Here is a 21,286-nt window from a genome sequence, read left to right on the forward strand (position 1 = left end):
GCCTCATATTCCTGAAGCTTCCTGTCCTTCTCCTCCAGCTTTCTCTTCTGTTCTTCCACAATGCGCTGGACCATATTGCGGTCCATCATGGATTCGATCATAAGTCTCAGCTCATCCACGGTTTCTCCGGGAGTCTTGCCTTCCTCATCTATGGTGATATCCGCATATTTTTCATAATAAGGCACCCTTTCATTGTAAAGGTCCCTCAGGGTAAAGCCCGGCTTTAGGGCCACGCCCCGGTCCACCACGTTGCCGATACGGTTCTCCATCTCCTCATAACTCATCTTCAGGTAAACCACCTCGCTGATCTCCTTCAGATGCTTCATGGCTTCCTCACCGTAGATTACGCTGCCTCCCGGTGCAATGACGGAAAGCTGTACATCCAGCCCTGCATTGATGCGTTCCTCCACCTTCAGGAATCCATCCATGCCTTCCTCTGCTATGATTTCCTTCAGCAGCCGGCCCTCCTTTTCCTGGATCACAATATCCACATCCACAAAGGAAAATCCCAGCCTTTTGGCCAGCAGCACGCCTATGGTGCTCTTACCGGAAGAGGGCATCCCTATCATGGTTATATTTGGTTTCACTGCAGTATCCTCCTGGTCTATTTCTTCTTGGACGTATTCCTGCCCTTTTTTGCAGGAGCAGCGGACGTCTTCCGTTTTTTAATGGTCTTTTTCACCGAATACCCGAAGCTGCCCAGCTTTTTCCCCAGCTCAAAATATTCGCCGTGGGAATAACTCACAAGCCCGGAGGCATTCAGATTGAATTTCCCCCTGTCGTCCATATACTGGTTATCAATGGTCACACCCATCACCTTGGCGATAAACATGTCATGGCTTCCCAGTTCTTTTATTTCCACTACCTTGCACTCAATGTTCACCGGACTCTCCTCAATCCCCGGAGCCTTTACATACCGGGATTTCTGGGGCGTCAGCCTGGTCTCCGCGAATTTATCCACATCCCGGCCGGATTTGACGCCGCAGTAATCCGTGGCGCGCACCAGCTTCTTATTCACCAGGTTGATGACAAACTCCCCGGTATCCTTGATAATATCATGGGAAAAACGTTCTTTTCTCACAGAGATGGACACCATGGCCGGATCGGAGCAGATGGTTCCCGCCCATGCCACTGTCACAATATTGGGCGTCTCCTCCTCACGTCCGCAGCTTACCATTACCGCCGGTACAGGGTACAGCATGTTGCCCGGCTTCCAATACTCTTTTGCCATATATTCTCTCCTAATCCTGTTCCGCCAGCATCAGCTCCGGAATCAACTGCTTTTTACGTGACACCACTCCGGGAAGGTTAAGGATGGGTTCCTCCTTTTGTGTTGCCTCCTCCAAATCCAGATGAAATGCCTTGGCCGCAAGCTGTACGGCGCCCTGGCCCTGGCAGATCAGATCCGTGGACTCTGTCAATATGTTGGTCAGCATAAAGAATACCATATCCAGTCCGCTTCCCTCCCTGGCCTTTTCCATAAATTCCGGCATACGGTGTTTCAGCCCTTCCAGCTCTCCCCCGTTCAGGGAAGTGATCTGGCCCACGCCGATCATCACCTTGCCTGCGGTAAATCGCTTAAAGTCCTGGTAAAAAATCTCTTCATCGGACTTATCTTTCAGGTTGCTGCCCGCCCCAAACATTTCCATTGCGTATTTCTCTATGTCCAGTCCTGCAATGGCTGCCAGGGATCTGGCCGCCATCTCATCCACCGGCGTACAGGTGGGTGAACGGAACAAAAGGGTATCGGACACAATGGCGCTGCACAAAAGCCCTGCAATCTTTTTCTCTATGTCCACACCGGCTTCCTGGTACATCTGATAGATAATGGTGGCCGTACAGCCAAGAGGCTGGTTACGGAAAAATACAGGAGCCATGGTCTGGACCGTGCCCAGCCTGTGGTGGTCGATGATCTCCTGGATCTCCGCGCTCTCGATCCCTGCCACTGCCTGGCTCTTCTCATTGTGATCCACCAGGATCACCTGCTTGCCCTTTGCGCCCAGCAGGTTCCGGCGTGAGATCATTCCCAGGTATCTGCCTTCCTTGTCAAGAATGGGGAAATCGCGGTGACGCTTGCTGGCCATCACCTCCCGTATCTCATCCGTATAATCATCACTGTTAAATGTGATCAGATGTTCCCTTGTCATAAAGTAACTGATGGGCATGCTTTGATTGATCAGACGTGCTGCCGTATAAGTATCATAGGTGGTGGCGATCACCGTGCATCCCCTGTCCTGTGCGATCTTCTTAATGGTCATGGAAACGCCCGCGCCCTCGCACACGATAATTGCGGCCGCGCCCATCTCAATGGCGCACAGCTGGGACTCGTACCTGTTTCCCAGGATCACCAGGTCGTGGGGTTCAATGTAGAATTCCATCAGATCAGGGTTGGCTGCAGCGATCAGCACCTTACCCTTATCAAAATACACATCCGCGTCCCCCACCAGCAGGTCCGCCTCCAGAGTCTCAATAATATTGGAATACTGGGTATTGGCTTTGGACAAAATGCTGCTGTCGTAAATATTCATGTAGGTCTTTGTAATATCGCCCACCGTGATCAGCCCCTCCAGGGTTCCGTCCGGACGTACCGAGGGAATGGTCACCACGTTATTCTCCTGCATGATCTTCCACGCCTTTTTCAGGGAAATGTTGTCCGCCACCCCCCTGGTCTTGCGGATCTCAATATCCTTGACCTGGGTCCTTACATCCTCCACCAGTTTGGGCTCCTCCACCCCAAAGTAGTCCAGCACAAACTGGGTTTCCCCGTTCACATGGCCCGCCCTGGCAGGCACATACTCCTCTCCTGTCAGCTTATTCTTTAAGTTGGCATAGCAGATGGCCGAACAGATGGAATCCGTATCCGGGTTCCTGTGGCCGATCACTGTGGTCTTTCTCTTTAAATCATGTTCCATCTTTCTTCCTCTTCTCTCTCCCTCTGTTCTTCAAGTCTATGGTAATTTTGTGGTATTCCGGAATCTTTCATAATCTGTTTACATGGGATTCACATTTCGTTCACATTTATTTTTTATACTATTTTCATAAGAGTTATATAATTTCAAACAAGTTTAATAGTAAAATTGCACATAGATTTTTCATAATTGCCCCGGTTGAATTTGGACCGGGGTCTCCTCATATTATGGGATATCCGGATCCCTTTTAATATCACGATTCTTCCCGCCATTTCAGTATATCAAACCAGTTTTCTTTTTTCAACCAGATTCATCTCGTAAATCCGGACAACAAATAGGTTTCCTTTCAGCAAAAGAGGCCGCAGCCCGCGGTTAACAGCGGTTGCGGCCATATTTCCAGGCCATATTTCCAGACATATTCCAGACTATATTTCAGGCCTGGGTCCGGCCTGGTGCCTACTTCAGCTTATACTCCTTCTCACACTTAAATTCCGGAAGTTTTTCACCCTTTTCCAGCTTCTTTCCTTTGTTCCCGCTGCTGTCCGCACTGTAAACAGTTCCGGAATCCACACGGTATGTGTACTGATCATCCACCTTATATGCCTTTTCATTGGTCTGTATCTTGCCGGCAGCGTTCACCAGGTATATTTTCCCATCTACCTGAAACGCCTGGTAATCCATGTCATCCCCTGCTTTCACCAGAAGTCCCTCTGAGTACAGGAATCCATCCTTTTCCCCTGTGTATCCGGAGCCTTTTGCGGAGCCGGATGTGGCAAAATAAAATGTCTGCATTTCTCCCGATCCGTCCTCGACCCCATCAATCCGGCCCGTGCGCATCCGGCCATCGGAATCTTTATCGCCAAAATACCCGTTCAGTACCAGATTCCCTGAGATCACTCTCACAAGCCCGGTCTGACGGCATCCATACTGATCCAGGAAATAGCTTTCCCCATTGACCTTGGTAATGGCGCCGTTCATGGTCGTGGCCGTGGTCTTCAGATAGGCAGGTGTACCGTCATTCTCAAAGTAATACCACTCTTTATCCCCTTCCTTTGGCCCTTTGCCGGAATCCAGTTCTTTCAGCACAGTTTGATCCGAGGAGTTTCCGGGATGCTCAGAAAGCTGCTTCCACTGTCCTTTTGTCATATATCCCTCATCCGGTCCGCCCAGGTAGATAAAACGGCTGATCCCCACAGCGTCCCCTGACTGGGCTGAGTTTTTAACCGCATGCCATCCCGTAAGCATGACCCCATTCTCATCAAAGTAATACTTCTTCCCATCTATGGTCGCAGGATTGTACTCCTTGGATGTGGAGCGCTTTGCCTTTCCATTGGACTGGAAATAGAACCACCTTGCATTTTCTCCGGCCTTTTTGTACTCCTTGGAGCTGTCGCCTTCCCGGGGCAGCTGATCTTCGTCAAACTCCAGACACTGCCAGCCCCTTCGCATGGCTCCGTCATCTTTATCCCCCAGATAATAGATGTTGTTACCCTCGTAATACCAACCCGTGCGCATTCTCCCATCGCTGTCAAAGCAGTACCTGCCATCCTCTATATTCTTCCAGCCGTCCTCCTCAGCCTTGCCGTCCCGGCCCAGGAAATACCAGCCCGCCTCCTTCAGACCATCCTTACCGTCAGTATGGATCCAGGAATTTCTGACCATGGCCCCCTCGCCGTCCACATAGTACGTGTTGGCAATCCAGGTGTTTTTCTCCACGGTTCCTTCACTGCCCAGATAGTAGGACACCCCGTCCCTGGTCTTCCAGTCATTAGTCACATAATTGCCCTTGCTGTCCGTGTAGCGCATGGTTCCGTTCTCTTCCACCCAGCCGCTGTCAGCCTTTTTCACCCCTGCTGCCACCGTGCCGTCCGCCGGTCCTATCTCTTTTGTCTCCTCTTTCCTGACTCCTGGGGCAGCAGTCCCTGACACCGGCCCTTTGCCCGCGGGAACGGCTTCCTCTCCCATGGCCGTTCCTGCTGCTATGGACGCCATCCAAAGACCTGCCGTTATTCCCCATATTAATCTCTTTACGGTCATAAACACCACCTCCTGGTTATGAGCACTTCAATACATGTTCTGCTGAGCGCAATGGCTTATATAAATCATTTTACCAGAAAGCGGGTAAAAATAACAGGAATACAAAAGGCAAAAATACATAAGAATTCTTTAATATTCCTGTGTCAGCCATCTCCGGTACGTGAGATCCACAAGAAAGGCTCCCAGCGGCGCTGTGATCAGGATTGCCAGCACAGCCACGGTGAGCACAATATTTCCGCAGGCCAGCCCCATGGACAGAGGCACTCCGCCGATGGCGGCCTGTACCGTGGCCTTTGGCATATACGCCGCCATGCAGAACATCCGCTCCTTCAGATTCAGCTTTGTTCCCACAAGACAGCACATTACCCCTGCCATGCGAAATACCAGCACGCCCAGGATCAGAAGAACAGCCGCGCCCCCAGCAGCAGCGGCGTAGCTTATATCCACAGTTGCACCCACCAGCACAAACAGCAGGATCTCCGCCCCAACCCACAGCTTATTAAATTTAAGTGACAGGCGCCTTGCAACCGGTTCCCGTTTTTTCTGAAGGGCGATCCCCATACACATCACGGAAATAAGGGAAGAAAAGCTGAAAACGCCCTTTAATGAGTCCTCAAGGGATACCAGCACAAAGGAAATACACAGCAGGATAATGACCTTGACCGTGTCCCTGATATGCATTTTCTTAAAATAAACAGCCAGCAGGATCCCCACAGCCGCTCCGATGAGTATGCCCGCCAAGATGGAAAGGGGGATCTGCACAAAGCTGGCTGCAGATACCTGCGCGCCCTGGGCCAGGCCCGTGAAAGCGGAAAACAGCACGATCACAAACACATCATCCACGGAAGCGCCTGCCAGTATCAGCTGAGGAATGCTGTTTTCAGTGCCGTATCCCTCCTCCATCAGCCTGATCATCTTTGGCACGACCACGGCAGGGGACACCGCCGCCACCACCGATCCCATGATGGCTGCCTCCAGCATGGAAATTCCCAGCAGCCGCGGCGCCAGCGCCACCATGCCAACGATCTCAAAACATGCGGGCACAAAACACATCAATATGGCAGGGCGCCCCACCCGTTTAAGGTCATCCACATCCAGGGACAGGCCGGCCCGCATCAGAATGATGATCAGGGCAATCTTCCTGAGTTCAGCCGAAATCCCCAGTATGGACCCATCGATCAGGTCCAGGACATAGGGCCCCAGGACAATCCCCGTAAGGATCATTCCAGCCAGACTTGGCAGGTGCAGCTTTCTGCAAAGCCACCCTGCGGCCATGCCCACCATTAATACATACGCAATACTTAAAAGCATTTTATTTCCTCCTTAAAACGCAGAAAAGCCGATGGTTTCTGCGTAAATTTACGCAGAAGTCATCAGCTTGATAAGCGGTTTTAGTATTCACTAAGGGAGAACCTCATTCCCATACTCACGTTATATAATATAACCTGCGGCGGGATGTTTGTCAATACTATATGATATTTGAGTTGGTTCTAAGGTTTTTGTCCTAAGATTTTTGTGCTCTCTCTGACCACAAGCCTTGGTTCATAGATCGTGGTCCTCTCTATCTTTTTATCTGGGTACATCAGGTTTTCAATGATCTTCTCAGCCGCCTTGTATCCCATATCAAAGGCCGGCTGATGGACCGTTGTCAGACCGGGGCTGAAAAAGTCCGAGTACGCAATATCGTCATACCCCACCACCGATATCCGCTCCGGTATATCAACCGCCTGCTCCCTTGCCCATTTATAAACACCATAGGCGATCAGATCATTAGAAGCAAAAATTCCGGTCACCCCCTGCTTTACCAGGCGTCCAGCCTGACGGTACCCAGAATCAATATGGAAGTCCCCGTAAGCGATCCATTCCGCTGTCCCCCTGATGCCGGCTTCCCGGAGCGCACTTTTATAGCCGAGAAGGCGCAGGTTTGCCGTGCAGGTATCATTGTTAATGGGGCCCGTGATGCAACCGACCCTGCGGTGTCCCAAATCAATGAGATGTTTTGTGGCCAGGTAACCGCCCAGCTTATTATCCAGCCTTACATTCATCACATGACTGAAATCCGTCATATAATCAATTGCCACTGCCCGGATACCGAATTTTCTGACATAGGCGGTCACCTTTTGAGCGGTTTCCTCCTCCACGCCGGCTGAAAAGGAGATAATGATGCCATCCACTCCGCGGTCTATCATCAAATTAATATAATCAAAATCCTTTTCCCGCTGGTCATTGGTGTTGCAGATGATCAGGCTATAGCCCATATCGGTACACTTTGCCTCTGCTCCGCTTGCCAGCTCCGCAAAGTATGCATTCTTTATATCAGCCACCACAATACCGATTGTTCTGGTCCGATTGGTCACAAGGCTGGCTGCCATCCTGTTGGGCCTGTAGTCCAGCCGTTTCGCTGTCTCTAGCACCCGCTTTCTGGTTTCCTCGGACAGCCGGTGAGGCTTGTTATTCAGTACAAGTGAAACCGTGGAGGGAGATAAATGGGTCTCCCTTGCAATATCTTTTATGGTAGCCCTCATCCGCTGCCTCCTGTCACTGGATAAATCCGTTGGCCTTGTGCATTTCAATGATATCACTTACATTTTCCGAATCCACAATGATCGGCTGAATCAGGTACTCCTCCGGCTCCGTGATCTTCCCCTCTGCCATATCCACCGCAAGTCTGGCCGCATTGGCCCCCATATCCGCCGCATCCTGGAGAACAGAAGCCGTCATCTCGCCGTCCGCAATCGACATGCATGAATCTGCCAGCCCGTCAATCCCATAAAACTGCATGGTCTGCACATCCTTGCCGTCCGCTTTGCAGGCTTCCACGCATCCCAGAGCCATACCATCGTTCATGGCCAGAACCGCGTCTATTTCCGGATAGATCTGAAGCCAGTCTTCCATGATCTTCATAGCCTTTTCCTTAGCCCATGTCTCATTATTCTTTACATCCAATATCTCCACGTCATCGCGTCCGGCCTCCTTTAAGGCATCCTGATACCCCTTCCAGCGGTCTTCACTGGCTGAATCTCCAGGCGTGGAGAGAATTGCAAGGCATTTTGCATTCTGAGGCAGACCGGCGGCGGCCGCCTCCCCTGCGGCATGTCCCAGAAGATAATGTGAGGCTCCTGAGCTGGAGGACACACCGTCCTTAATATCGCAGTTATTTGTGATAACCACGCTGATCCCCTTTTCCTTAAATGCCTGTGCCCACTGGTCCGTATCCTGACTGTTGCTTACCTTATCCAGGATCAGCGCATTGTAGCCTTCCACCTCACACTGGTCAAAGATCGATTGTGTATTTGCCGGGTCTGCCATCAGATCCACTACCTTATACTCCACATCCTGATACTTCTCCTCCAAAGCTTTGGTCGTGGAATTACACAGCCAGCTGTGAAATGGGTCAGCCATATTCTTAGCGGTTACAAATACTTTGATCTTTCCTGTTCCGTCTTCAGACGTATTCCCTGTTTCAACACCCGTGGCTTCCGTTTTCTGCGTATTGGTCTCCGCACCTGTTTCCTTCGCACACTCGGACAGCAGTATCCCCCCCAAAGTCAGCCCTGTTAACAACACTCCTAATTGAAATCGTTTCATTTTTACTTCCTCCTTTTTTTATAAATGATCCCAGCTCCATTTGATATTTACTGGGTTTTTACTGATTTTTTCCGTATTCTCCGGTTTTTACTGATTAGATCCATTGCCACTGCGCCGATAATGATCAAGCCTTTCACAACGTTCTGTACATAGGACTGCACTCCTGTCAGGTTCAATATATTGCTGATAATACCCATAATGACGGAGCCGATAAAGGTTCCGGGAGCAGTGCCGATCCCTCCCGTAAAACTGGTGCCTCCGATTACAGTGGAAGCGATCGCATCCCCATGGTAATTCATGGCCGTGTCAGGCAGGCCGGAATTCACACGGGCAATCTGCAGCACGGCCGCCACCCCGGTCAATATGCCTGCCACTGCATAAACCAGGATAGTGGTGCGCTTAACATTGATACCGGATGCATTGACAGCATCCTGATTTCCGCCAATGGCATAGATATTCCGCCCAAAGGTAGTCTTGCTCAAAAGGATCCACACAATGACTGCAATGACCATAAGAAACACCACCGGTATGGGAACCGGCCCTATGTATCCGGATGAGATCTTCCCATAATCCCCAATCTTATAAATAGGCTGTCCGTTGGTATACATATAGCAGGCACCGCGGGCAATGCTGTCCATGGCCATGGTTGCAATAAACGCGGGAAGCTTAATCTTAGCAACCAGAAAACCGCTGCAGGAACAGCAGATCACCGCCACGGTTATGGCCGTCAGGAATGTCATCAGATAGGAGCCCGTGGACAGGTATGCATTAACCGATACCATGCCGGAGAACGCAACCACCGCACCCAGGGACAGGTCAATATAACCGCTAATGATGAGAAGCATTTCTGCAAATGCCAGGATTCCTGTAATGCTGATCTGCCGGAGCACGCTTGTCACGTTTTTTACGGTCAGGAATGCAGGGCTTAACATGCTGCACACAATGATCAGTATGATGAAAATCAGATAGTTGCCATATTTTTTCATCAGGGTGTTCATACCCTGATCCATATTAATTTGTTTCATGTTCCCCTCCTGTTGATAACATTACAATATTTTCCTGTGTCATTTCTTCCCTGGTAAGCTCGCCGGTGATCCTTCCCCCATACATCACGTAAGCCCTGTCGCACATTCCAATGAATTCCGGTAATTCGGAGGAGATCATGACAATCGCAATTCCCTGTTTTGCAAGCTCCACCATCAGCTTATAGATCTCGTATTTGGCGCCTACGTCAATTCCCCTGGTAGGCTCGTCCAGGATCAGTACCTTGGGATCCGACATGAGCCATTTTGCCAGAACCACCTTTTGCTGGTTCCCCCCACTTAGGTTCTGCACGATCATCTCATCCCCGGGTGCTTTGATCTTCAGCTGCCCAAAGAATGCGGCGACCATATTCTTTTCTTTTTTCTTATTTAAAAAATGAAGGGCAGATACTTTCTTTAAACTTGAAATGGAAATATTCTCCCGTATATCACGGCACATGATCAGGCCAAACCGTCTTCTGTCCTCGGATGCCATGGCAATACCGCTGCGGACCGCGTCCTCTACATTCCGGATGTGTACTTCCCTTCCATCCACCTTCACGCGTCCGGCCTCAAACGGATCCAGCCCAAAGATACACCGCACAGTTTCCGTGCGGCCCGCTCCCATCAAGCCGCCCAGCCCCAGGATCTCTCCTTTTCGGACCTTAAAGCTTACATCTTTCAGCTTATTATAGGATGATGTGAGTCCCTCCACTTCCAGGACCACATTGCCCGGCTCTACATGTTCCTTAGGATATGTATTGCTGAGTTCCCGTCCCACCATCATCTTCACCAGGCTCTCATTGGTAAAGTCCGCTGCAGGCGCTGTCTCGATATGTTTTCCGTCCCTCATGACCGTAATGTAGTCGGCGATGCGGAAGATTTCATCCATCTTGTGGGAAATATAAATGATAGTGATCCCCCGTTCCTTTAATTTCTGTATGTTGGCAAACAGGCGGTCCACCTCGGCATTGGACAGCGCCGAGGTCGGTTCATCCATGATCAGGATGTCCACCTTATTAGCCTTTATAGCTCTGGTGATCTCTAAAAGCTGGATATCAGAGACGGTCAGATTTCTCATGGTTTCTTTTGGATCATACTGCAGATCCTCGTCTTTTAAGATTTTTTCCGCCTCTTTTGTCACTGCCCTCCAGTTAATAAATCCAAGTTTTCTCGGCTCCCGGCACATCATCAGGTATTTTTCCACAGTAAAATCCGGCAGATACTGCAATTCCTGATAGATCATGGCTACTCCGTTGGCCTCCGCGTCCAACGCGCTCTTAAACCGTGCTTCTTTTCCGCTGATCATTACCTTTCCGTCCGTCTGAATGTAGGAACCGTTTAATATCTTCATAAGGGTGGATTTTCCCGCCCCGTTTTCCCCCATCATGATGTGAACCGTACCCTTTTTTATGCCGAAGCTCACGTCATCCAATGCCAGTACTCCCGGAAATGCCATGGTAATATGTTCAAACCATATCTTATAATCTTCATTCACTAAAGCCTGTCTCATTTTCCTTCCTCTCCCAGCCCGCTGATTCTGAAATCATAGGTCCCTGATCCTGCTTCAACAATTACCCATTGGCCAGATGCGATATCCCGAAGCTGAATTCCCGGTAATTCCATGGCTTGGTCCCCATGAATCAGCACCTCCCCATTGGATTCAATGTGCATGGTCTTCTGTCCAGTCCCCTTGACGGGCAGATATATGGATGCCCTGCAGTTAACCGGGATCCTGACATGCAGATCCAGCCCTTCCTCGGTCTTCTCCCAACCGCTGCTGATCCTTCCGCGGATGGAATCCAGGCTGCATTCCACGCAGCGCAGCTGTTTCGGGATAACCGGTTTTATCACCACATGCTCAAAACCCGGATGTGATTCATCTGCCCGGACTCCTCCCAGATACTTGTGAAAGCATACTCCCACCGCCCCATTCATCGGGTGGTTATGGGAAGCCATACCGGCCAGCGGTCCTGGCGCATCCACCTTCTCCCATCTCTCCCAGATGGTAGTGGCTCCGTTTTCGATCATATAGCCCCAGCTTGGGTACTCTGTCTGTGTCAGAAGTTCATAGGCCAGATCCTCTTCTCCATTCTGAAACAGCACCTCTATAATATATCTGCTGCACAGGTTTCCGGTGGTAAGGTGCATGTAATGCTTTAAAATATCATCCTTGATCTGATGCAGCACTGCTTTCCTGTCCGCTTCAGGCACCAGTCCAAGATACATGGGAAATGTATTTCCTGCCTGGCTGTTATTAGCATAGTATTTTTTATCCTTATGATAAAACCTGGCCTGGAACGCTTCCCTGATCTTCCCTGCTTCTTCCAGATAAAACGTTTCATCTTCCCCCAGTCCAAGTACGCGGGCCATCTTCGCCATCAGGACGCAGTCATAATAGAAATACCCCGTTCCCATGAGCACCGTGGGGGTGATCGTGGATACTGCTCCGGAGCCAATGCTCCCAAGGTCCGTTCCTGATACGGGCGCCGCCCAGTCCCCCATCTGCGAATACCTCAGGACATATCCGTTGGAATTGCGCTTAAGATACCCCACCCACCGCCTCATTGCCTCATAGTTCTGTTCAATGATCCTGACATCTCCATAATGAAGATAGGTATTCCACGGAATAAGAAGAAAGGATGTGCTGACAGGGTCAGCCGGTCTCAGGCCATACCGGATGAACGGCGCCGTGTCCGTGATGGCGCCGGTGCGTTCTCCCTGGGCATCCCTGATATCCTGAAGCCATTTCTCATACAGCTGAGGCAGCCTGTAATTGTACAGGGCGCATTCATTTCTCACCGTCATGTCATTCAGCCATCCCAGACGTTCGTCCCGCTGAGGGCAATCTGTGGGCAGTCCGTGAAGATTGCTCCCTTCAGTCCATACAATATTGCTGTAAAGCTGGTTCAGAAGTTTGTTATCACAGGAAAATGCTCCCACCCGGCACACATCTGATCTTACTACACATCCGGTGAACCTATCGGCCCCGGGCCGTTCCTCCAGTCCATAGATCTGAACATACCGGAATCCGTGATAGGTAAATCTGGGTTCATAAATCTCCTCTTCCCCGCCTTTTAACGTATAGATGTCCGTAGCCCTGGCACGCCGTAGGCTGATGGGATTGATGCTGTAGTCCTCATGGATCAGCTCCGCGTATTTCAGCATGATCCGGGTCCCTGCTTTTCCACTGATCCTGATCCTGACCCAGCCAGCAAAATTCTGTCCAAAATCCAGAGTATAGCTTCCGTCTCCTGCCTCATAAACCGCTCTGACCGGCAGTTCCTTAACAACACGGATCGGCTCCAGGATCTGTGACCGGATGATCCCCGGCATTGGTTCGTGCTCCACCACTTCCCGCCAGCTTTGGTCCATGGTATATCCCGGGCAATCCCATCCCGGCCGTTCAAGCCCTGCATCATATTGCTCTCCATGATAGATACTGTTCTTCACCATGGGGCCTGACGTGGTATAGTACCAGCCATTCAGGTCACTGAAGATCCATTCCCGGGTGCCGTCCCCGTATTCAAGGAGAAACTCTGCTGAAAACAGGTTCTCACCCCAGCCCACCCCGTCCTCGCTCTCCCGAAGGTTGTGCCATCCATTTCCGCATTCAATTCCAAACGCATTGTCCCCCAAAGACAGTTTATCCGTAATAATATAGCTGGCATACAGAACTGTCTTTTTACAATCCGTCCACGCATTATTCAATACAGATGTATCTGCTTTTTTCCCATTTATCGTAAGCACGTAATAGCATGGGGATGCCACAAAAGCCATGGCATGGCGGACCGGCTTTTCCAAGGTAAACTCCTTCCTGTACCAAAAGCAGCTTCGCTCCACAGCAGGCCCCCCGATCCAGAGGGCTTCCCACGGTTCCCCATTGGCCAGCCCGGTGGTAAAGCTGGTAATCCGGCTCTCCACCGCCTGGCCGTCATCCAGCAGTGCGGTCACTTTTATGTCAAACGTTTTAGCGCTCTGCAAATTTTTCCCCTGATACCAGACACAGGATGACTCGCTGCTTTCAACCATACCACTGTCCCATAAAGTCCCTTCGCCCCGCTCCAGCTGTTCTTCTGTCTCCCCTACCAGGATGCGGTACGCCCTCTGTGATCTCCCTGTTCCATCCCCTTCGTAGCTCCAGCTGAATCTGGGGTTCTGCATATCAAGTCCTATGGGATCGCGCATATATTCACAGTACACTTTCAAATCCATGTTGCATGTCCCTCCTCACTTATAGTGTGTACTCCCGGAGACTCCGAGAGTACACATAGTGTCAAACGTTTTAGCGCAGGATAAAATCCGGCCTTACCCGGATGTGACTAAAAATATCCCGTAACCCTGTGGAAGCTCCATGTTGATCCGGAAGCCATGCCCCCATTCACTCTCTGCTTCTGAAACAACATCAGCCGGTTCGATCCGGCCGGTAAACGGATCCCAGATCTCCGGATGCTTCCCTGCCTTTACATCCACCACCAGGTTCTGTATTTCCTTTGTATAATTAATAAAATAATATTTACGTTCATTTCCCTCAAACAGGCACCAGGATATGCCGTCCATGTCCTCTCCTGTATGGATATACGGATCGCTGATCCAGTCTGGATAATGGCGGATGTTCTTTCTGCACTCTGCCGGCCCGGCCACGATCTTCAGTGCCCGCGGACATGCCTGATCCAGCCATTTACAGATCTGATCCCCGTCCATTGCCTCAAAGAATTCGGTTTGAGAAGACTCCATTATGTGGTTTACACACCTTTTGACAGTTTCATCTTCCTTCCTGTTTCCTCCATAAGCCGGAACACTTTCCACAACCGCGATCCGGCCGCCCCGGCCTGCAAATGTTTCCAGCAGCCGTGCCATCTCCTGCGGCAGCACCTCGCACATGGGCAGGATAAATGCTTGATAGGATTGACCTGTTATCCGGTTGACCAGCATTTTATCCTTCACATCAAATAATTCTGCCGCATCTGATGGAACCATGGTAAAGTCCCTGTTTTTCTCCTGAAGTTTATGCAGCAGGCACTGCTCTTCCCGGTCAATGGCAGCTGCCCTTTCATCCTCGATCACAGGTCCCATATGGTATCCATGTCTGAATCCCTGATCCGCAATATAATGCATCCAGTAAGATTCCGTGGGATGATAGATCAGTACGTCTGTTTTTCTCCGGCAGTCCTCCGTCATGCCGTATATTCTGCGGCACATCCGGTTGGCCTGGTCCATGTGCTCCCATTCCTGCCATTGGAAGAACTGGGACGGAGGCCAGTCATCCTTTCTGAAGCCACGGATGGAATAAAAAAATCCATGGTTTGTAATGGTCATTACGCCCTGGGAATACAGCCAGGATATCATGCGTATATACTCTTCAAAGGTAAGCTCCCATCCGCTTGCAGCAAATGCCTCGCATACAAGGCCTGATTTTCCATATACCTCTGCGGCCGAGGCTGCGAATTTGATATTCAGGCTGCCGATCCCCTTTCCAAGATGATCCACGCCCGGTCTTCCAAACTCCCTGAACTGACGCATGAAATCCCCGCTGAACCGAACCTGCCCTGCCATAGTCTCCTCTCCCAGCAGATGGGGACAGTAATCAATGTTATGGGCTTCACACCATTCGCGGATCGTCCTGTGGTAATGTTCTCTGTACAGATCGCTGATGAGCTGAAAATAATCACAGCGCGTCCTGCCCGCCTCGCAGCCCGGCAGCACCAAATCCGGCAGCCGTTCCTCCAAACGGTATCCAAACCTCTCCTCAAACAATTCCAGCAGCCTGTCCGTCCATGGAAAGGCATGGCAGAAACGTGTTTCATCGTTAAAGCTGGCTGTGATCACACTTCCAAATGCGTCAGGAAAGCGTTTATAATATGCTTCATACGTGGTTTCCAGAAAATACTCTGTAGCTTCTTTGTTAAGGTAATCCGGAGTAAGCATCCCCTCCCCCTGATAGAGCTCTGTCTGTATTCTGGCCTCAAACACAATGGTGTCCCGGTCCCTGCAGATCTCAAAGTCATTTTCAGACAGGTTGAACAGGCATCCGCTTTTGTCATCGGGCTGGAACTGCCTGATATCCAATGGTTCCATTGTCTTTGCATCATAGCAGAAGAGGTTGTTGATACTTCGTCTGCCCTCCCTATCCCTGACCGGATCATCCGGTGCTGTTTTCCCTGTCCGGCAGATATCCTCAGGCTGTCTGCGGAATCTGACTCCGGACCCCACATGAAACATCTGGATGGATAAATATTTTTCGCGGAATGCCTCGTGCCTCGTTACTTGGCCGTTGGCAATTCCGGCCGGCCAGTTAAATTCATCATACAGCCACATGGTCTCGCTGTGCCTGGTTTTATATTCGATCACGGTTTTTATGTGCTCCATCCATGCATCATCCAGATAGCCGCCCTCAAATCCGCTTCTCGCATGGGGCGCGCTGCATGTGATCCCCTTTTCACTCATTATGGACATCTGGCGCACAAGCTCGTCCCTTTTAAGTCTGTCATTCCAAAACCAAAGGGGGACCTGGGCCTCGTTCCATTCCCGCACCTGTTCCGGACTTTTAAAAAAGTCTTTTTGCATTCAATGTCTCCTTAAATACCTTTTATTGCTTGCCTGATTCGTATTAGAGTATAAAAGAAAAGAGAGCCAAGATATATCATTTTTCTTGGCTCTCTATCATATTTCTTATATTTTAATCGATTTCTGCTTAAAAGGTATCCTTTCCATACAACAGCTTATACTCATTGGGGGATATACCCGTATACTCCTTAAAGATCTTACCAAAATGGCTCTGGCTGGAAAACCCCAGGTAATTGCTAATGGATTTGCAGTCATAGGGTGAATACATCAAAAGATTTTTAGCCAGCTTTACCTTTTCCTCCAAAATATACCGGCTGATCTTGACCCCCTCGCACCGCACAAACAGATGAGACAGGTAATCCGGGTTCACATACAGGGCTTTTGCAATGGTCTTTACAGTCAAGCGTTCATGCATATGCTGGAAGATATGGTACTTACACTGCGCAACCAGTTTATTCTCCTGCTCCTTCTTCTCCCTCTGTACCTGTGCGTGCTCATATACCATACGTGTAAAAAACCTGGCCATATCCTGAACATAGAGCGCTACCTCTTCCCGGCTCTTCGCCTCATCGATCCTGATCGCCCAGGAATCCCCCGCTGAAAAAGCTTCATCGGAAATAATACCGCCGTCAATGGCTGCTCTGGCGTAAATGGCCATCGCGCACATTGCCACATTTTTATCGGAACGCAGCACATCCCTTGACAGGGTTCCCAGCTTTCCTCCGTATGGCTCCGTGATGCATTTCTCCATCCCCTCCATATCGCCCTGACGGATACACTCCAGTTCACGTTTTTCCCTCTGATAGGAATTATGGATGATATTATTTTCCTGCATACTGAATTTCAGACGGGCAATATCCTTTTTTACCGTTTCTTCATTTATCTTATTCTCCATATCAAATGGCCCCGCTTGCAGTTATTGTAATGTCTTTTACGGAATGATTATATTATATATGTCAATTTTACCGGACAAGCTGTTAAAAATCATGAACAGAACGTGGAAAAAATGTCAAATAGGTGCTAGAATAGGAGAAAAATACATTGGACAAACAAGGAGAAAAACCATGACAAGCCCCCTTACCATCAGGACCGCATCAGTCAGTGATGCACCGGCCCTGCTCTCCATCTACGCCCCCTATGTGGAGAAAACCGCCGTCACCTTTGAGTACACAGTGCCCAGTCCGGAGGAGTTTCAGACACGGATCGCCCACACCCTTGACCGCTACCCCTATCTGGTTGCAGAGAGAAACCGGGAGATCATCGGATACGCCTATGCCTCCGCATTTAAAGAGAGAGCCGCCTATGACTGGGCTGTGGAGACTTCTGTCTATGTCTCGGAGAACGCAAGAGGCACCGGAGCCGGAACCACCCTCTATAAAGCCCTGGAGCAGGCACTGGAAAAACAGAATGTGCTGAATGTCAATGCATGCATCTCCTACCCCAACCCTGGCAGCATTTCCTTTCATGAAAAGCTGGGTTACAAAACCGTGGGCCATTTCACCCGGTGCGGCTACAAGCTGGACCAGTGGTGGGACATGATCTGGATGGAAAAAATGCTGGGAGAGCATCCCGCTTCCCCCAGCCCCTTTATTCCCTTTTCCAAACTTTGATTTCTGTTTTAGAGCTCTGTTTCAGAGCTCTGTTTCAGAACTCTGATCACAGCCGGCCGTATATGTCTGCCATGCGCCTGCATTTTCGGATCAGTCCGTCCTCCAGATCACCGGAGCGCATCCTCCACCTCCAGTTCTTGCCCAGGGTGGAGGGTTCATTGGTTCTGGCCTCAGTTCCAAGCCCCAGATAGTCCTGAACAGGGATTACCGCCAGCTTTGCCACGCTGGACATGGCCAGCCGTATAAAATCCCAGTGCACCTGGTCCTCAGGTGTATGCTCATTGCCTATGTATTCCCTGGCAAACGCCCTGTCATGGTCATTCATGCCTGCAAACCAGCTGACCAGCGTGTCATTGTCATGGGTGCCTGTATAGACCACGCAGTTTTCCCCATATTTATGAGGCAGGTATGCGCTGTCCTCTGTCTGGTCAAATGCAAACTCCAGCACCTTCATTCCCGGAAAACCGCTGTCCCTTACCAGCTGTAATACGGTAGGAGTCAGAAATCCCAGGTCCTCGGCTATGATGGGAAGGTCCTCTTTCCCAAAGCAGGTCTGCATTTTGCGGAATATCTCGATTCCCGGTCCTTTTTCCCAGTGTCCGTACTCCGCTGTTTTATCCCCATATGGTATGGAATAGTACTCGTCAAATCCACGGAAATGATCCACCCGCACCACATCATACAGATAAAAACTGTATTCCATGCGCTTCATCCACCAATTATACTCCGTGCGCCTGTGATATCCCCAATCATACAGGGGATTTCCCCAAAGCTGTCCGGTGGCGGAAAACCCGTCCGGCGGACAGCCGGCCACTGCCACAGGAGTCCCCTTTTCATCAAACTGGAACAGTTCCGGATGGGACCAGCTGTCAGCCCCGTCAAATGCCACATAGATGGGGATGTCTCCAATGATGCGTATGCCCTGCTCATTAGCATACTGCTTCAGGGAAGTCCACTGCTCCTCAAACTTGATCTGCTGGAATTCATAAAATCCGATCTCATCTGACAGCTGCTCCCTGTACCGGGCAACCGCTTCCCCTTTTCTGAGCCGGATATCTTCATCCCACAAATTCCAGCTTTTAGATCCAAAGTGATTCTTTATGGCCATGTAAAGACAGTATTCCCTTGTCTCCTCCCCCAGCGTACGGGCGGCCAGATCATGGACCGCGCTCCCCCATTCCAGACCGGATTTCCACCTCTCATACGCCTTTCTCAGTAAAGGGAAACGGCCGTCATACAGCTTTTTGTAGTCAATATCCCTTTCATTGCCGCCAAAATCCACTTCCCTGCACTCTTCTTCTGTGAGAAGCCCCTCTGCAGTGAGCTTTTCCAGATCGATAAAATATGGGTTACCGGCAAAAGCAGAAAAAGACTGGTAAGGCGAATCCCCGAACCCGGTGGGTCCCAGAGGCAGTATCTGCCAGTACTTCTGTCCCGCGGCTTTTAATATATTAACGAACTCATACCCTTCCTTAGAAAATGCTCCAATGCCGTACCGCGAAGGCAGACTGGCAATCGGGAGCAGCATACCACATTCCCGCATCTTATTTATCTCCTTTGATCCGGGCAGCACCTTGTCCTGCTCTGCCTGTTCCCGGAAAATGTCGCTTAATTTTACCACAATTGACAGCGGGATACAAGTTAATCCTTTTAAGGCTTTAAAGGGGGAACTGACGCCGGACAGACATACCGCCGCTTTCCCCTGCTGTGCGTTCCGTACTCAATGGCCTCACTGGGGCAGCGGCAGATACATGCCATGCAGTGGGTACAGTTCTTTCCCCACAAAGGCCTTCCCTTTTCAAGGCGGATATTGTTAAGCGGACAGACCCTAACGCATTTTCCACAGGAAATACAGGAGTCATCCGCATAAAACTTTTTCGCATGGACAAACAGAGGATAGAAGATATCATTCACAATCCCGCTGTTCATCTTATCCTTAAAGCCCAGGCCGGGCTGTGAAAATATCTCCCCGCCCTTGATCCGGCGGGCGGCTTCATCTATAACCCATTCCGCCTGGCGGATGATCCTTTGCGCTTCCTCCTGTGTGGGGACGGAAAACATGGCAATGTAGTTCTCCGGCATGACAATTGCAGCGCACCCCCGGTAATCCATTTTTTTTACAGCGCACAGTTTTTTCAGATATCTGCCTGCATTTCCAATGTCTCCTCCGCAGGTCATTACAAAGTAAATGTCCCTGTTTCCGGCAAGAGGCGTGTTCTCCAGCCATTCCTGCACAATACGCGGTATTCTCCAGGCATAGGTGGGTGCCACCACGACCCATGGACGGTCCGAGCGCATCTCCCAATGATCGCGGCTTCGGATCTTGCCCAACAGGTCCAAACTGTCATCGCCGGTCTCTCTGCCAATCCTCTTTGCAACATATTCGCTGTTTCCTGTTCCTGAAAAATATAAGATCATCCCAATTGCCTCCCGCCGTATTATTTTTATAGTTTGTTCCTGTTCATTTACCATTATACCGGACAAAAACAGTTAATACAACATTCCCCTTTTCCTATTCCCCTCTCCTGTACTCTCCCGGAGTCCGATGGTACTTTATCCTGAACAGCCTGTTAAAATAAGAAATATTGTCAAATCCGCACCGCTGGGCCACGTCCGTCATCGACATGGCCGTGGAGCGCAGAAATCCGGCCGCCTTTTCCAGCCTGTAGTCATTGAGATACTGGATAAAAGGCATTCCCATATACTTTTTAAAGTATTTCATAAAGTGGGACGTACTGTAAAAACACAGGGCAGCCCCGTCTTCCACGGTAATCTTCTCACCGTAATGGTTCTCAATATATTCCAGGATCAGCTTCATTTTCTCCCTTGATTTTCTCAGCCTCTCCCCTCCTGCCGGAATATTGTCCTCTGACAGCAGGCCCAGAAGCAGAAACAGAACGCCTTTTACACCCAGTTGGTAGCCATATGCCTTATCTTTGCAGAGAATATCCATATAATGGATACCGTCCATCACATGCTGATAGATATCCATTCCTTCCCTGATATGAATCGGACTGTATGCCTGCCCCTGGGACAATGGCTGAAGGAAATCCGCCGTGCATACATCCTCCTGTGTTGTCATGAGCATGGATAAACGGAATATAATATTCTCATATTCCATCACCTCCTGGCCGGACTGGCTGATCCCGTGAAGCTGTCCCGGGAATATCACCACTGCCTCCCCGGCCTGTACCCTCAGGGGCTCCATATCCACGGTCACCACTCCCCGGCCTTTTTTTACGGAAATGATCTCCAGTTCCTCATGCCAGTGGACCTGTACCTGCTTAAAATCAAGGGGAATGGAACAGGGATAAATATTAAAGGGAAATTCCCTTCCCGCATGTTCCTTGACTTCACGGTAATCATAATAATGACCGGTTCCATGACCATCCAGCATATTTTCCTCCCCAAACCATAATTTTGATAGTATTGTACTATATATTAACATGATTCTGCAAGATTTTCTTATATTATAAAACTATAATACAGACAAACGTACAAGTACTGTCCCCTTGGGGATTCGAGATCACTCTATAAACAGATTGATTGTTTT

At 50.0% G+C, this 21,286-nt stretch carries 15 protein-coding genes, 1 pseudogene and 1 riboswitch; of the genes and pseudogenes, 1 reads left to right on the forward strand and 15 read right to left on the reverse strand.

Annotation, left to right across the window (positions count from 1 at the left end):
- Positions 1-92 precede the first annotated feature (92 nt).
- From CLFS41_RS21895 to CLFS41_RS21950, 12 genes and pseudogenes are all read right to left on the reverse strand, one after another.
- Positions 93-569: pseudogene (locus CLFS41_RS21895) on the reverse strand (shikimate kinase); the annotation flags it as partial.
- A gap of 35 nt (positions 570-604) precedes the next feature.
- The gene (locus tag CLFS41_RS21900; RefSeq protein ID WP_007866326.1) at positions 605-1,231 is read right to left on the reverse strand and encodes a flavin reductase family protein; all 627 of its coding nucleotides are present in this window, start codon (positions 1,229-1,231) and stop codon (positions 605-607) included.
- A 10-nt stretch (positions 1,232-1,241) separates the two neighbouring features.
- Entirely contained in the window at positions 1,242-2,912 is a 1,671-nt protein-coding gene (locus CLFS41_RS21905; protein WP_007866329.1) for a putative manganese-dependent inorganic diphosphatase, read from the reverse strand.
- A 453-nt stretch (positions 2,913-3,365) separates the two neighbouring features.
- Entirely contained in the window at positions 3,366-4,946 is a 1,581-nt protein-coding gene (locus CLFS41_RS21910) for a cell wall-binding protein (protein ID WP_242856900.1), read from the reverse strand.
- A gap of 129 nt (positions 4,947-5,075) precedes the next feature.
- Entirely contained in the window at positions 5,076-6,257 is a 1,182-nt protein-coding gene (locus CLFS41_RS21915) for a cation:proton antiporter (RefSeq protein WP_045093483.1), read from the reverse strand.
- A gap of 46 nt (positions 6,258-6,303) precedes the next feature.
- Positions 6,304-6,377: riboswitch (Fluoride riboswitch) on the reverse strand.
- Between the two features lie 59 nt (positions 6,378-6,436).
- Positions 6,437-7,471: a LacI family DNA-binding transcriptional regulator gene (locus CLFS41_RS21920; protein WP_007866332.1), complete on the reverse strand. Its 1,035-nt coding sequence runs from the start codon at positions 7,469-7,471 to the stop codon at positions 6,437-6,439.
- A gap of 13 nt (positions 7,472-7,484) precedes the next feature.
- Positions 7,485-8,534, reverse strand: coding sequence for a sugar ABC transporter substrate-binding protein (locus CLFS41_RS21925; RefSeq protein WP_045093484.1), 1,050 nt, complete (start codon positions 8,532-8,534; stop codon positions 7,485-7,487).
- Between the two features lie 47 nt (positions 8,535-8,581).
- Positions 8,582-9,559 (reverse strand): ABC transporter permease, encoded by a 978-nt coding sequence (locus tag CLFS41_RS21930; protein WP_045093485.1) that lies wholly within the window; start codon positions 9,557-9,559, stop codon positions 8,582-8,584.
- Entirely contained in the window at positions 9,546-11,069 is a 1,524-nt protein-coding gene (locus tag CLFS41_RS21935) for a sugar ABC transporter ATP-binding protein (RefSeq protein ID WP_007866336.1), read from the reverse strand. The genes CLFS41_RS21930 and CLFS41_RS21935 overlap by 14 nt, the downstream gene beginning before the upstream one ends.
- Positions 11,066-13,771 carry an alpha-L-rhamnosidase gene (locus tag CLFS41_RS21940; RefSeq protein WP_045093486.1) on the reverse strand — a complete coding sequence of 902 codons (2,706 nt, stop codon included), beginning with the start codon at positions 13,769-13,771 and terminating at the stop codon, positions 11,066-11,068. The genes CLFS41_RS21935 and CLFS41_RS21940 overlap by 4 nt, the downstream gene beginning before the upstream one ends.
- 93 nt (positions 13,772-13,864) lie before the next feature.
- Positions 13,865-16,123, reverse strand: coding sequence for a glycosyl hydrolase (locus tag CLFS41_RS21945; protein ID WP_007866338.1), 2,259 nt, complete (start codon positions 16,121-16,123; stop codon positions 13,865-13,867).
- 127 nt (positions 16,124-16,250) lie between these two features.
- Entirely contained in the window at positions 16,251-17,018 is a 768-nt protein-coding gene (locus tag CLFS41_RS21950) for a helix-turn-helix domain-containing protein (protein ID WP_007866340.1), read from the reverse strand.
- 169 nt (positions 17,019-17,187) lie between these two features.
- On the opposite strand from CLFS41_RS21950, the gene CLFS41_RS21955 reads away from it, so the two are divergent.
- Positions 17,188-17,733 (forward strand): GNAT family N-acetyltransferase, encoded by a 546-nt coding sequence (locus CLFS41_RS21955; protein WP_007866343.1) that lies wholly within the window; start codon positions 17,188-17,190, stop codon positions 17,731-17,733.
- A gap of 46 nt (positions 17,734-17,779) precedes the next feature.
- On the opposite strand, the gene malQ is transcribed toward CLFS41_RS21955, so the two are convergent.
- The 3 genes from malQ to CLFS41_RS21970 all read right to left on the reverse strand — a co-directional run bounded on the left by malQ (position 17,780) and on the right by CLFS41_RS21970 (position 21,130).
- Positions 17,780-19,276: a 4-alpha-glucanotransferase gene (gene malQ / locus CLFS41_RS21960; RefSeq protein WP_007866344.1), complete on the reverse strand. Its 1,497-nt coding sequence runs from the start codon at positions 19,274-19,276 to the stop codon at positions 17,780-17,782.
- A gap of 107 nt (positions 19,277-19,383) precedes the next feature.
- Positions 19,384-20,151, reverse strand: coding sequence for an EFR1 family ferrodoxin (locus CLFS41_RS21965; RefSeq protein WP_045093487.1), 768 nt, complete (start codon positions 20,149-20,151; stop codon positions 19,384-19,386).
- 94 nt (positions 20,152-20,245) lie between these two features.
- A complete protein-coding gene (locus CLFS41_RS21970) occupies positions 20,246-21,130 on the reverse strand; it encodes an AraC family transcriptional regulator (protein WP_045093488.1) in 885 nt (294 codons plus the stop codon).
- Between the last annotated feature and the right edge of the window lie 156 nt (positions 21,131-21,286).

It is taken from the genome of Clostridium sp. FS41, from assembly GCF_000954015.1.
Taxonomy (GTDB): Bacteria; Bacillota; Clostridia; order Lachnospirales; family Lachnospiraceae; genus Enterocloster; species Enterocloster citroniae.